15 protein-coding genes are annotated in these 12402 nt (G+C 60.0%); 13 read left to right on the top strand and 2 right to left on the bottom strand.

Annotation, left to right across the window (positions count from 1 at the left end):
• The 9 genes from der (at position 1) to R0382_RS16675 (ending at position 8416) form a co-directional block, all read left to right on the top strand.
• Complete coding sequence (der, locus tag R0382_RS16715; protein ID WP_432721057.1) at positions 1–1362, top strand: ribosome biogenesis GTPase Der; 1362 nt, start codon at positions 1–3, stop codon at positions 1360–1362.
• 112 nt (positions 1363–1474) lie between these two features.
• Entirely contained in the window at positions 1475–1738 is a 264-nt protein-coding gene (gene hfq, locus R0382_RS16710) for an RNA chaperone Hfq (protein WP_432721056.1), read from the top strand.
• Positions 1739–1829: 91 nt separating this feature from the next.
• Positions 1830–2933 carry a GTPase HflX gene (gene hflX, locus R0382_RS16705; RefSeq protein ID WP_432721055.1) on the top strand — a complete coding sequence of 368 codons (1104 nt, stop codon included), beginning with the start codon at positions 1830–1832 and terminating at the stop codon, positions 2931–2933.
• 5 nt (positions 2934–2938) lie between these two features.
• Complete coding sequence (hflK, locus tag R0382_RS16700) at positions 2939–4111, top strand: FtsH protease activity modulator HflK (protein WP_432721053.1); 1173 nt, start codon at positions 2939–2941, stop codon at positions 4109–4111.
• Positions 4112–4123: 12 nt separating this feature from the next.
• Complete coding sequence (hflC, locus tag R0382_RS16695) at positions 4124–4999, top strand: protease modulator HflC (protein WP_432721051.1); 876 nt, start codon at positions 4124–4126, stop codon at positions 4997–4999.
• Positions 4996–5181 (top strand): DUF2065 domain-containing protein, encoded by a 186-nt coding sequence (locus R0382_RS16690; protein ID WP_432721049.1) that lies wholly within the window; start codon positions 4996–4998, stop codon positions 5179–5181. The genes hflC and R0382_RS16690 overlap by 4 nt, the downstream gene beginning before the upstream one ends.
• Positions 5182–5248: 67 nt before the next feature.
• Complete coding sequence (locus R0382_RS16685) at positions 5249–6403, top strand: ATP phosphoribosyltransferase regulatory subunit (protein ID WP_432721047.1); 1155 nt, start codon at positions 5249–5251, stop codon at positions 6401–6403.
• A gap of 66 nt (positions 6404–6469) precedes the next feature.
• The gene (locus R0382_RS16680; RefSeq protein ID WP_432721045.1) at positions 6470–7765 is read left to right on the top strand and encodes an adenylosuccinate synthase; all 1296 of its coding nucleotides are present in this window, start codon (positions 6470–6472) and stop codon (positions 7763–7765) included.
• A 432-nt stretch (positions 7766–8197) separates the two neighbouring features.
• Positions 8198–8416, top strand: a complete 219-nt coding sequence (locus tag R0382_RS16675) for a bacterioferritin-associated ferredoxin (RefSeq protein WP_432721044.1) — start codon at positions 8198–8200, stop codon at positions 8414–8416.
• A 63-nt stretch (positions 8417–8479) separates the two neighbouring features.
• On the opposite strand, the gene bfr (R0382_RS16670) is transcribed toward R0382_RS16675, so the two are convergent.
• Positions 8480–8950: a bacterioferritin gene (gene bfr / locus R0382_RS16670; RefSeq protein WP_432721043.1), complete on the bottom strand. Its 471-nt coding sequence runs from the start codon at positions 8948–8950 to the stop codon at positions 8480–8482.
• Between the two features lie 15 nt (positions 8951–8965).
• Positions 8966–9436, bottom strand: coding sequence for a bacterioferritin (gene bfr, locus R0382_RS16665; protein ID WP_432721042.1), 471 nt, complete (start codon positions 9434–9436; stop codon positions 8966–8968).
• 225 nt (positions 9437–9661) lie between these two features.
• Here bfr (R0382_RS16665) and R0382_RS16660 point away from each other — a divergent pair, with 225 nt between their 5' ends.
• From R0382_RS16660 to R0382_RS16645, 4 genes are all read left to right on the top strand, one after another.
• Positions 9662–10444 carry an inositol monophosphatase family protein gene (locus tag R0382_RS16660; protein WP_432721040.1) on the top strand — a complete coding sequence of 261 codons (783 nt, stop codon included), beginning with the start codon at positions 9662–9664 and terminating at the stop codon, positions 10442–10444.
• Between the two features lie 34 nt (positions 10445–10478).
• On the top strand, positions 10479–10676 hold the full coding sequence (locus R0382_RS16655; protein WP_432721038.1) for a DUF3460 family protein: 198 nt from the start codon (positions 10479–10481) through the stop codon (positions 10674–10676).
• Between the two features lie 118 nt (positions 10677–10794).
• Positions 10795–11997, top strand: coding sequence for a formate-dependent phosphoribosylglycinamide formyltransferase (purT, locus tag R0382_RS16650; RefSeq protein WP_432721037.1), 1203 nt, complete (start codon positions 10795–10797; stop codon positions 11995–11997).
• Positions 11994–12386, top strand: coding sequence for a group II truncated hemoglobin (locus tag R0382_RS16645; protein WP_432721036.1), 393 nt, complete (start codon positions 11994–11996; stop codon positions 12384–12386). Before purT ends, R0382_RS16645 begins: the two co-directional genes overlap by 4 nt.
• Positions 12387–12402: the final 16 nt, after the last annotated feature.

Raw genomic sequence — 12402 nt, 5'->3', positions numbered from 1 at the left:
ATGAAACCGACGATTGCCCTCGTGGGCCGGCCGAATGTAGGCAAGTCCACGCTCTTCAACCGACTGACCAAGACGCGCGATGCGCTCGTCGCCGATCAGCCGGGTCTGACCCGCGACCGCCATTACGGTCACGGGCGCGTCGGTGAGAAGCCGTACTTTGTCGTTGATACCGGTGGTTTCGAGCCGGTCGTCGACGAAGGCATCATGTTCGAAATGGCGCGGCAGACGCTGCAAGCCGTTGACGAGGCCGATGCCATTGTCTTCATCGTCGATGGTCGTGTCGGCATCACGCCGCAGGACAAGATCATCGCCCAGCGGCTGCGTCAGATCGATCGCCCGGTCTGGGTTGCGGTCAACAAGGTCGAAGGCATGCAACGCGCCGTGGTTACGGCGGATTTCTACGAGCTTGGCTTGGGTGAGCCCGTCGCTATCTCCGGCAGCCATGGCGAAGGCGTGCGCGACCTGATCAACGAAATCCTCGACGGTTTCGAAGTGCCGGTCGATGAAGAAGAAGCGAAACACCCGAAGTTTGCCGTCGTGGGCCGTCCGAACGTCGGCAAGAGCACGCTGGTCAATGCGGTGCTCGGCGAGGAGCGCGTGATCGCGTTCGACGAGCCGGGCACGACGCGTGATTCGGTCTACATCGACTTCGAGCGCAGCGGTTCGCCGTACACCATCATCGACACCGCTGGCGTGCGCAAGCGCGGCAAGGTCACCGAGATGATCGAGAAGTTCTCCGTCATCAAGACCATGCAGGCCATCGAAGATGCCAACGTCGCGGTGCTGGTGCTTGATGCAACCCAGGAAGTGTCCGACCAGGACGCGCGCGTGGCCAGCTTTGTGATGGAAACCGGCCGCGCGCTGGTGGTAGCGGTCAATAAGTGGGAAGCCGCGAATACCGAGCAACGCGACCGGATCAAGCGCGAGATTGATCGCAAGCTGTCCTTCCTCGACTTCGCCAAGTTCCACTACATTTCGGCGCTGGGCGGGCAGGGTGTGGGCGAGCTGTTCAAGTCGATCGACCAGGCTTATACCGCTGCGATGATCAAGATTCCGACGCCGAAGCTGACCAATGCATTGCAGATGATGCTCGAGCGTCAGCAGCCACCGCTTTCCGGCAAGATTCGTCCGAAGATGCGCTATGCGCATCAGGGCGGTTCCAATCCGCCGGTGGTGATTGTGCATGGCAACGCGCTTGAGCAAGTGCCAGATTCTTACTGGCGCTATCTGGAGCGCAGCTTTATGAAGGTGTTCAAGCTGCAGGGCACGCCGCTGCGGGTCCAGTTCAAGCGTAATACGAACCCCTATGACGACAAGAACAAGAAGCCGGGGCCGAAGCCGAAGCCACGTAGCAAGTTCTGATTGCTGCTCCGCAGCATGGTGGCAGCCCGACAAGTTCTGTACTATAAGCGTAAGACGCTACCCCGTTCGACCAAAACGATTCGACCAATAACAAACACATCGGAGAACAACAATGAGTGCCAAGGGGCAAATGCTGCAAGACCCGTTCCTGAACATCCTGCGCAAAGAGCACGTTCCCGTTTACATCTACCTCGTCAACGGCATCAAACTGCAAGGTCAGATTGAGTCGTTTGATCAGTACGTCGTGTTGCTTCGCAACAATGTGACCCAGATGGTGTACAAACACGCGATTTCCACCGTGGTGCCGTCGCGCCCGGTTACGATTCCGCATGACAATCCGCAAGCTGCCGCCGCAGCACCTGCTGGCGAAGCTTGAGCGTTTTGCGTCTAACGTCAACCCCGACAGGCGGCTGCCTTTCGGGGTTTTCACTTGTTTGGGCCTTGTGTGCCACTGAAAAAAGATAGGCATGTTTGAACGTCATAAGGGCGGCGACTCGGCCGTCTTGGTTTGTCTCGACTTTGGCGAGCCGGACTATCGCGATGGCGTCGACGAATTCGTCCAGTTGGTCGAAAGCGCCGGCGTCACGCCGTTGTACATCGTGGAGGGCAAGCGTGCCCGACCGGATCCGGCGTATTTCGCCGGTAGCGGCAAGGCACAGGAAATCGCCGAGGCAGTGCAGGCGCACGAAGCGCCGATGGTGATTTTTAACCATCAGCTTTCTCCTGCCCAAGAGCGCAATCTCGAACGCGTCATGCAATGCCGCGTGATCGATCGGACAACGCTGATCCTCGATATTTTTGCCCAGCGCGCCCGCACCGCCGAGGGCAAGCTGCAGGTCGAACTGGCGCAATTGGCGCATATCCAGACACGATTGATTCGCGGTTGGACGCACCTTGAGCGTCAGAAGGGCGGGATTGGCTTGCGTGGCCCAGGGGAGACGCAGCTTGAAACCGACCGCCGCCTGATCGGGATTCGCGTCAAACGACTCAAGGACCAGCTTGCCACGGTGCAAAAGCAGCGCGCGACGCAACGTCGTGCCCGTGCACGCCGCGGTCAATTTACGGTGTCGATTGTCGGCTATACCAACGCGGGCAAGTCGACGCTGTTCAATGCGCTGACCAAGGCCAAAATCTACGCAGCGGACCAGTTGTTTGCGACGCTCGATACCACGTCGCGCAAGCTGTTTCTTGATACGGAACACTCGGTCATTCTGTCCGACACGGTTGGATTCATACGCAGCTTGCCGCATACGCTGGTTGCGGCGTTTCGGGCTACGCTGGAGGAGACGATCGAGGCCGATCTGTTACTGCATGTGGTCGACGTGAATCATCCGCTGCGTGATGCGCAGGTGGAAGCTGTCAATGAGGTTTTGCAGGAAATTGGTGCGGAACGGATTCCGCAATTGATGGTCTGGAACAAGATCGACCTGAAGGGAGGCGAGCCAGCTGTCCTGCTGAACGAGTATGGTAAGATTCAGGCCGTGCGTCTGAGTGCCATGCGCGGGAATGGCTTGGACCTGCTCCGTTCGGCTTTGGTCGATCTCATGAGCCAACCCAGCGAGGAAAACTAACGATAATGAGCCAAAACGACCCGCAATGGGGCGGCCGCCGCAAGGATGGCCCGCCTGATCTCGACGAAATGATCCGCAACCTGACGGGCAAGCTTTCCCGTTTCTTTGGTGGCGGCAATGGTCAGGGACCACGTCCACAATTGAGCGGCCGAGGCGGCCTGACCGGCATTGGCGCAATCGTCGCCGTGCTTTTGGTGCTCTGGGGCGCTTCCGGTTTCTATGTGGTCGACGAGCGTGAAGACGCCGTGATCATGCGCTTTGGCCGCTACGTCGAAACGGTCGAGAACTCCGGTCTGCATTGGCATCTGCCGTGGCCGATCGAAAGTCGCGAACTGGTCAATGTCACCGAAATCCGCAGTCTTGACGTCGGTGCACGCGCCGAAGGCAAGTCGGACGATGAAGCGGTGATGCTGACCGGCGACCAGAACATCATCGATGTGCAGCTCGAAATCCAATACACGCTGAAGTCGGCGAAGGATTTCGTGTTCAACAACCGCCGTAGCGACAAGGATGGCAAAGACCTGGTCAAACAGGCTGCCGAGACCGCGATTCGCGAAGTGATTGGCAAGAACAAGGTTGATTACGTGCTCAACGAAGGGCGCGGGAAGATCGGTGAGGACACCAAGGAGCTGATGCAAGAGCTGCTGGATCGCTACGCAACCGGCGTTTCGGTGGCCCGGGTCAATATCTCCGATGCCCAGCCGCCTGAGCAGGTTCAGGCCGCGTTTGCCGATGCAGTCAAGGCGCGCCAGGACAAAGCGCGCTTGATCAACGAAGGCACCGCCTACGCCAACGATGTGGTGCCGAAGGCCAGTGGTATGGCGTCGCGACTGGTGCAGGAAGCCGAAGGCTACAAGCAGCAGGTCGTTGCGCGTGCCGAAGGTGATGCCGCGCGCTTTACGCAAGTGGCGACCGAGTATGCGAAGGCACCGCAGGTAACCCGTGAGCGGATGTATCTGGATGCGATGCAGCAGATGTATCAGAACACCACCAAGGTGCTGGTCGATCAAAAGTCGGGCAATAATCTGCTGTATCTGCCGCTCGACAAGCTGATGCAGATGACTTCCTCCTCTACACCGGCTACGACCGGTGAAGTGGCCAAGCCGGCGGCCGAGGCCGTAGCGGCTCCGGTGCCCGCACCGCGCGCGAATGATCGCGGCGAGCGTTACGGTCGATAAGGGGGAGAAAAAATGAACCGTATTTTGCCAACGCTGGCATTGATTCTGGTGGCGCTGTTCGTACTGAGTACGACGTTCTTTACCGTCGATCAGCGTCAGTACGCCGTGGTGTTCCAGTTTTCCGAAGCCAAGCGCGTCATCAGCGATCCGGGGATCCACTTCAAGATCCCGTTGCTGCAGGATGTCCGTTACTTCGATAAACGCATTCAAACAATCGACGAAAACCAGCCGGCACGGGTGCAGACGATCGAGAAGATGAACGTCAAGGTCGATAGCTACATCAAGTGGCAGATTTTTGATGTTGAGCGTTATTACAAGGCAGTGGGGCTTGACGAGCGTAAAGCCGTTGACCGGCTGCGCAACACCGTCAACAACATGCTGCGCGACGAGTTCGGCAAGCGCACGGTGCAGGACGTGATTTCCGGCAAGCGCGAAGAAGTCATGGCCTATGTGCGCAAAGTGGCAGATGAGGATGCTAAGCGGATCGGTGTGCGTGTCGTGGATGTTCGGGTCAAGCGTGTCGAGTTGGAAGACAGCACGCTGGTATCGGTGTACGAACGGATGCAATCCGAACGCAAAGCCGTGGCCAGTCAGTTGCGCGCCGAAGGTTCGGCCGATGCCGAGAGAATCAGGGCAGAAGCCGACAAGCAGCGCGAAGTGATCATGGCGGACGCGTACAATCAGGCGCAGCAGCTCAAGGGCCAGGGTGACGGCAAGGCCGCCGCGATCTACAACGCGGCCTATGGCAAGAACCCGGAGTTCTACTCGTTCTACAAGAGTCTGGACGCCTACAAGCAGAGCTTCAGCAAGAAGAGCGATGTGCTGGTTGTCGATCCGAGCTCGGACTTCTTCAAGTACATGAAGAACCCGCGGAGCGGCAGCAAGTGATCGAGGCGCTGGCATTGGCACTAGCCTTGGTCATGGTGATCGAAGGCCTGCTGCCGTTTGCAATGCCAGCGTTCTGGAAGCGCAATATGTTGCGGATTGCCGGTTTGCCCGACCGGCATATTCGCGTGTTCGGCTTGGTTTCGTTGCTGGGAGGCATGCTGCTGGCACTGGTGGCGCGCTGACTGGCGTTGTGATGGATTGATGGTGCCCGACCGGCTTTGCCGGCGGGCCTTTGGTTTGAATGGAAGCATGAGAAACTGGATTCTCCCGGAGCACATTTCCGACGTTTTGCCGCGCGAGGCGCGGCAGATCGAGACCATGCGTCGCGGCATGCTCGATTTGTTCGGCCACTACGGCTACGAGCTGGTGATGCCGCCGCTGGTCGAGTACGTCGAATCGCTGTTTCTGCTGGACGATCCGGCATTGAATCTCAAGACGTTCAAGCTCGTCGACGAGCTGACCGGACGTCAGATGGGGCTGCGCGCGGACATAACGCCGCAGGTTGCCCGCATTGATGCGCACATCCTCAATCGCAAGGGCGTCACCCGGCTGTGCTATGCGGGCTCGGTGGTCAATACCCGTCCGGACGGGATTCAATCGACGCGCGAGCCACGGCAGATTGGTGCCGAGATTTACGGTAGTACCAATGTCGCCGCCGATGTCGAAATCATCGAGTTGCTGTTCGCCTGTCTGGGGATTGCGGGTCTCGAGGACGTGCGGCTGGATATTGGCCATATCGGTCTGTTTCATGCGCTGGCCGATGCAGCATCGTTGCACGGCGAGCGCCGCGAACAGGCATTCTCTGCGCTGCAGCAAAAAGATGTGCCGACGCTGCAGACGCTGACGGCGGATTTGCCGAAAGATCTCGCGCTCGGTTTGTGTGCGCTGCCTTCGCTGTACGGCGGTGCCGAAACGCTTGCGCGCGCACGTGCCGCTTTGCCGCCGGTTGCCGGTATTGGCGAGGCGATCGATGCATTGCAAGCGCTGGCGACCGCGCTGGCGGCACGGCAGATTGCGGTTCGTTTCGATCTGGCCGAGGTCAAGAGCAGCGACTATCACACCGGGCTGGTCTTTGCGGCCTATACCCGGGGATTCGCGAATGCGCTGGCGCGTGGCGGCCGCTACGATCGCGTTGGGGAAAAATTCGGCCGGGCGCGTGCAGCGACCGGCTTCAGTCTCGATGTTCGCGCACTGACGCGTCTGCCGTTCCCGGATGCCGCACCCGGCATCCTGGCGCCGGTTGGCGACGATCCGCGGCTGATCGCCGCGATTCGTGCGCTGCGGGCGCAAGGGGAGACCGTTGTGGTCGACCTCGGCGTTGTTGCCGGCGAAGTACGCGTCGATCGGCAGCTGGTCGAGGGCAAAGATGGCTGGCAGGTCGTCGCATTCGACGGCAAGGCATAATCCGGTCTGCGCGGCTGCCCGCTGCGCTTACCGTTTGCATTTACATTTGATTGATTGAGGTTAGGCATGAGCAGAAATGTGGTCGTGATCGGCACCCAGTGGGGCGACGAGGGCAAAGGCAAGATCGTTGACTGGCTGACGGACCAGGCACAGGGCGTGGTGCGCTTTCAAGGCGGCCACAATGCCGGTCACACACTGGTTGTCGGTGGCAAGAAGACCGTGCTGCGCCTGATTCCGTCGGGCATCCTGCACGCAGGCAAGGCATGTTTTATCGGCAATGGCGTGGTGATTTCGCCGGAAGCGCTGCTGAAGGAAATCGACGAGCTGGAAGCAGCCGGTGTCGACGTCCTCAAACGCTTGAAGATTTCCGAAGCGTGTCCGCTGATCCTGCCGTATCACATCGCCATCGACCAGGCACGTGAAGCGGCCAAGGGCGACAAAAAGATCGGTACCACCGGTCGTGGCATCGGCCCGGCTTACGAGGACAAGATCGCGCGTCGCTCGATCCGTCTGCAAGACCTGTACTACCCGGAGCGTTTCGCGGCCAAGCTGCTTGAAAACCTCGACTGGTACAACTTTGCGCTCAAGCACTATTTCAAGGCCGAGCCGCTCGACTTCCAGCGCGTCCACGATGAGACGCTGGCCTACGCCGAGCGTATCAAGCCGATGATGGCCGATGTGTCGCGCGATCTGTACGAACTGAACAAGTCCGGCGCGCCGCTGCTGTTCGAAGGTGCGCAGGGTACGCTGCTCGACATCGACCACGGCACCTATCCGTTCGTGACCTCGAGCAACTGTGTTGCCGGCGCGGCCGCGCCGGGTGCCGGCGTTGCGCCGCAGATGCTGCAATACGTGCTCGGCATCGTGAAGGCCTACACGACCCGCGTCGGTTCGGGCCCGTTCCCGACCGAACTGTTCGACGATGTCGGCATGGGTCTGGCGCAGCGCGGCAACGAGTTCGGCTCGGTGACCGGCCGGCCGCGTCGTTGCGGCTGGTTTGACGCCGCTGCACTGAAGCGCTCGATCCAGATCAACGGCGTGTCCGGTCTGTGCGTGACCAAGCTTGACGTCATGGACGGTATCGAGACGATCAACCTCTGCACTGGCTATCACCTTGACGGCGAGCTGGTTGATATTCTGCCGATCGGCGCGGAAAATATCGCGCGTTGCGAACCCGTATACGAAGCCATGCCAGGCTGGACCGAGTCGACCGTCGGCATCAAGCGCTTCGAGGATCTGCCGGCAAATGCACAGGCTTACCTGAAACGGATCGAGGCGATCTGCGAGGCACCGGTAGATATGATTTCGACCGGTCCGGATCGTGAAGAGACCATCGTGCTGCGTCATCCGTTCAACGGCTAAGTACGCGCTGTCGTCCAAAAAAGCCCCGCTTGATGCGGGGCTTTTTGTTTTTCGGCTAGGCCTTTGATGGTCAGAACTGGCAGAGCTTGTTAGTGATAATGAGTGTCGTTGTTAAGTTGGTGGCGTGCGATGAGCAAACTTCTGGCGCTCACCGTTGCGCTTGCCTACCTTCAGACTGGCATTTGGCATCGTCAGCCGGCTCGCGCCGGTCGAGCAGCAGGTCAACCCGGTCGCGTGCCGCTGTCATGCAAAGGTCTGGGGCGGATCCTCGACCTGCGCGGCCGCGTTGGGGGCTATGCATGGCTGTGTGGGCCGGGCAGTGAAGAACAAACCGTTCATCGGCTTGCCCGCGGGCGTGGGTTGCCGTTACTTGCGTACCGAATGGAATTGAAAGCATAATGAGAATGCTTATCAATATTTTACTTCGCCCCCATGTACGTTTGCGTCTGCAACAGCGTTACCGACAAAGACATCCACCGCGCCGTCATGCGGGGTGTGCGCACATTCAAGGAACTCAAGCACGAGACCGAAGTGGCAACGTGCTGTGGCAAGTGTGCGGGCTGTGCCAAGCAGGTGCTGAAAGAGGCGATACATCACCATGCCCGGGATGAGCATGCACTTCCGGCTTTCGGTGGTCTGGCAGCTGCCTGAGTCGTCACAAAGAATGCAAACGGGGCGCCCATGGGCGCCCCGTTGTCGTTGATGCTACCGGAATCAGCTGGCCTGCAGTTGCAGGTAGTTCGGTAGGCCCAGCGCCTCGATCAGGCCCAGCTGCTGTTCGAGCCAGTGGGCGTGATCCTGCTCGGTATCGTCGAGCAACTGAATCAGCATATTGCGGGTTACGTAATCCTGGACCGACTCACACAGCGCAACGACCTTTTTCAGTGCATTGGCGACCTCAATCTCGGTCAGTAGGTCATTTTTCAGCATGGCCGGCACATCGGCACCGATGCGTAGTGCGGTGCGTGCCGCCACGTTCGGGGTGCCGCCGAGGAAAAGAACGCGGGCGATCAGCTTGGTCGCATGGCCGATTTCGTCACCACGCTCGTGGTCAATCCGGGCGAACAGCTTGGTGTAGCCCCAATTGTCGTACATCTGGCTATGCACGAAGTACTGGTCGATGGAGGTAAGCTCGGCGGCGAGTAATTCGTTCAGTGCGGTGATGACCTTGGTATTGCCTTGCATGGTGATTCTCCGTCCTTATTCGCCGACTTGCGATTGCAGGTAGTTCTGCAGGCCCAACGAGGTCCGCAGCTCGGCCTGGGTGTCCAGCCAGTCGAGATATTCTTCCTCGTCCTCTAGCAGGTTTTCCAGCAGATCGCGAGAAACGTAATCCTGAGTTTCCTCACAGAGCGCGATGGCTTCCCGCAGCGTCTTGAGGTGGCCGCCGACCAGTTTGTGATCGCAATCGAGCATTTCCGGTACGACTTCACCGATCAGGAGCTTGCCGAGCTGCTGCAGATTGGGCAGGCCTTCGAGGAAGAGGATGCGTTCGATCAGCTTGTCGGCGCGCTTCATCGCGTCGATCGACTCGTGATAAACACGGTCGTTCAGCGCCTTGTAGCCCCAGTTGCGGTACATGCGCGCATGCAGGAAGTACTGGTTGATCGCCACCAGCTCGTTGCCCAGAACGCCATTCAGCGCCTTGATGACTTTTTTGTCGCCTTGCATCGTGATTCTCCAATTTCTTATTGCTGGGTTTATTTTATCCCGGTTTGATTGGAATTCTAATTATTTGTTTGCACGTATATCTGAACATATTGGGAATCATTACTATTCAATTGTTATAAGAATAATAATTCTCATTAATCGATTAATTGCGCCGTCATGTGGCGAGGTAGAGCGCCGCCAAGGTGCGTGGTAGTCTGCCGGACGTCCAGATGATGAGGTGCATCCATGCCAATGCCGTCCGCCGACCAGCTTGCGCTGGCGCAAGAACTCGCCGATGCCAGTGCCAAGGTGATCCGCAGTTACTACCGCAGTGATTTCGCCATCGTCGACAAGGACGATGCCAGCCCGGTGACCCTGGCGGATCGCGAGGCCGAGAAGGCGATGCGGGCGCTGATCGAAGCGAAGCGGCCGCAGGATGGCATCATCGGCGAGGAGTTCGGCGAGCAGAATGCCGAGGCAGATTGGGTCTGGGTGCTGGATCCGGTCGATGGCACCAAATCGTTCACCGTCGGACGTCCGCTGTTCGTAACGCTGATTGGTTTGATGTATCGCGGCGAACCGGTTTTCGGCGTGATCAACCAGCCGATCACCGCAGACCGCTGGGTCGGCGGTGAAGGCGTGCCGACGACCCTGAACGGCCAGCCGGTACGCAGCAGCGATGTCGCGACGCTGGCCGGGGCGATCATCGGCACTACCGGCCCGGAATACCTGCCGCGTGCCCGACCGGTGTTCGAGTCGCTGGCCAAGCGTGGCCGCTACCAGATCTACGGCGGCGACGGTTACCTGTACGCGCAACTGGCGAGCGGCTGGTTGCAGCTTGTTGTCGAGGAAGGCCTGAAACTGCACGATTTTGCGGCGCTGGCGCCAGTGGTCAACGCTGCCGGTGGCAAAATGACCGACTGGCAGGGGCGGGCATTGCACCGCCATAGCGAAGGCTGCGTGCTGGCTGCGGCCAATGCGACGCTGCATGCGGCGGTGCTCCCCGAGCTGGCGGCATTGGCGGTATAATCGGCGTAAATACCGCCGCACGGATTAGCCGATCATGTTCAAGAACACCCAATACGTTTCCGAATACACCCAGTTCATGCAGGGTTTCCTGAAGGACAACCCAGAAGTGGCCAAGGGCCAGGTCGATGGTCGTGCGCTGCTGTGGGACAAGTCACCGATCAATCTGGACGAGCGCACCCGCGCCGCCGAGTCGAACGTGGCGCAAAAGTCCTACCCGTATCTGACCGAGTAATTCACTCGCGTCGATGTTGTGAACAGGCCGGTTTCCCCGGCCTGTTTGCTTTTCGGCCCGGCTGGGCTGCCGGGGCTGCATGTTAATATCGGCCCGATTCAATCCTAGGAAGTCCTCCATGCGTCTGGGTACCCCATTGTCCGCATCGGCCACCAAGGTCATGCTGCTCGGCTGCGGCGAGCTCGGTAAAGAAGTGATCATCGCCTTGCAGCGCCTTGGCGTTGAAGTGATCGGTGTCGATCGCTATGTCGATGCGCCCGGCATGCAGGTTGCACATCGCAGCCACGTGATCAATATGGCGGACGCGCAGGCCTTGCGGGCACTGGTTGAAGCCGAGCGCCCGCAGCTGATCGTGCCCGAAATCGAAGCGATTGCGACCGAAGAGCTGCTGCGCATCGAGGCCGACGGCCTGGCCGAGGTGATTCCGACCGCGCGCGCAGCCAATCTGACGATGAACCGCGAAGGCATTCGCCGTCTCGCCGCCGAGACGCTCGGGCTGCCGACGTCACCTTACCGTTTTGCCGCAAGCTTCGACGAGATGGCGGCAGCGGTTGCCGAGATCGGTTATCCGTGTCTGGTGAAGCCGGTGATGTCGTCGTCGGGCAAGGGGCAATCGACGCTGAAGGGGCCGGATGATCTGCGCGCGGCGTGGGATTACGCGGCCAGCGGCGGCCGGGTCGATGCCGGCAAGGTCATCGTCGAAGGCTTCATCGATTTCGATTACGAAATCACGCTGCTGACGGTTCGCGCGATCGGCGCATCGGGCGAGATCGAAACGCAGTTCTGCGCGCCGGTCGGCCATGTGCAGGTCCAGGGCGACTATGTCGAGAGCTGGCAGCCGCAGGCGATGAGCCCGCTGGCGCTGCAGCGCGCCCAGGAGATCGCCAAGGCCGTCACCGACAACCTCGGCGGTCGTGGTCTGTTTGGCGTCGAGCTGTTCGTCAACGGCGACACGGTGTGGTTCTCAGAAGTCAGCCCGCGACCGCACGATACCGGCTTGGTCACGCTAGCCAGTCAGCGTTTCTCCGAGTTCGAGCTGCACGCGCGCGCGATTCTCAAGCTGCCGGTCGATGCCAGTCTGCGCGAACCGGCGGCGAGTGCGGTGATATACGGCGGCATGGACGCGGTTGGCATCGCTTTCGATGGCGTGGCCGAGGCGCTGGCGGTGCCGGGCGCGGATCTGCGCCTGTTCGGCAAGCCCGAGGCGTTCGAGCGCCGCCGTATGGGTGTGGCGATCGTCGCCGCAGCCGATACCGAAGTCGCGCGCGAACGCGCCAAGCTTGCCGCCGGCAAGGTCAAGCCGGTCGAGGGGCAGGCATGAGCGAAGTACAGGAAATGACGCCGTATCAACTGCTTGGCGGCGATGTGGTGTTGCGACAGCTGGTTGATCGTTTCTACGACATCATGGCAACCGACCCGCGTGCGGCGGGCATCCACGCGATGCACGCGCCGGACACCGCGCTGATCCGCGACAAGTTTTTCGATTTTCTCTCCGGCTGGCTCGGCGGGCCGCAGCGCTTTATCGACAAATATGGCCACCCGCGCCTGCGTGCGCGGCATATGCCGTTTGCGATCGGCGAATCCGAGCGTGATCAGTGGCTGCTGTGCATGTTTCAGGCCATGGAGCAGACACCCATGGATCCGGCGCTGCGCGAGCATCTGGAAGAGGCGTTCTACAAGACCGCCGACTTTATGCGCAACCAGGGCTGATCGGCCCGCGCCGGGA

Origin of the sequence: Jeongeupia wiesaeckerbachi (assembly GCF_050916355.1) — a bacterium.
Classification (GTDB): domain Bacteria; phylum Pseudomonadota; class Gammaproteobacteria; order Burkholderiales; family Chitinibacteraceae; genus Jeongeupia; species Jeongeupia wiesaeckerbachi.
The sequence above is the reverse complement of the archived record's forward strand: the minus strand, read 5'-3'. Positions and strand labels throughout refer to the sequence as shown.

Excerpts from the sequence above, each read along its gene's own strand:
- R0382_RS16655 (WP_432721038.1), top strand. The coding sequence starts at position 10,479 with ATGTTCAAGAACACCCAATACGTTTCCGAATACACCCAGTTCATGCAG.
- R0382_RS16645 (WP_432721036.1), top strand. The coding sequence starts at position 11,994 with ATGAGCGAAGTACAGGAAATGACGCCGTATCAACTGCTTGGCGGCGAT.
- bfr (WP_432721043.1), bottom strand. The coding sequence starts at position 8,950 with ATGCAAGGCAATACCAAGGTCATCACCGCACTGAACGAATTACTCGCC.
- hflX (WP_432721055.1), top strand. The coding sequence starts at position 1,830 with ATGTTTGAACGTCATAAGGGCGGCGACTCGGCCGTCTTGGTTTGTCTC.
- hflK (WP_432721053.1), top strand. The coding sequence starts at position 2,939 with ATGAGCCAAAACGACCCGCAATGGGGCGGCCGCCGCAAGGATGGCCCG.
- hfq (WP_432721056.1), top strand. The coding sequence starts at position 1,475 with ATGAGTGCCAAGGGGCAAATGCTGCAAGACCCGTTCCTGAACATCCTG.
- R0382_RS16685 (WP_432721047.1), top strand. The coding sequence starts at position 5,249 with ATGAGAAACTGGATTCTCCCGGAGCACATTTCCGACGTTTTGCCGCGC.
- hflC (WP_432721051.1), top strand. The coding sequence starts at position 4,124 with ATGAACCGTATTTTGCCAACGCTGGCATTGATTCTGGTGGCGCTGTTC.
- R0382_RS16660 (WP_432721040.1), top strand. The coding sequence starts at position 9,662 with ATGCCAATGCCGTCCGCCGACCAGCTTGCGCTGGCGCAAGAACTCGCC.
- purT (WP_432721037.1), top strand. The coding sequence starts at position 10,795 with ATGCGTCTGGGTACCCCATTGTCCGCATCGGCCACCAAGGTCATGCTG.
- bfr (WP_432721042.1), bottom strand. The coding sequence starts at position 9,436 with ATGCAAGGCGACAAAAAAGTCATCAAGGCGCTGAATGGCGTTCTGGGC.
- der (WP_432721057.1), top strand. The coding sequence starts at position 1 with ATGAAACCGACGATTGCCCTCGTGGGCCGGCCGAATGTAGGCAAGTCC.
- R0382_RS16675 (WP_432721044.1), top strand. The coding sequence starts at position 8,198 with ATGTACGTTTGCGTCTGCAACAGCGTTACCGACAAAGACATCCACCGC.
- R0382_RS16680 (WP_432721045.1), top strand. The coding sequence starts at position 6,470 with ATGAGCAGAAATGTGGTCGTGATCGGCACCCAGTGGGGCGACGAGGGC.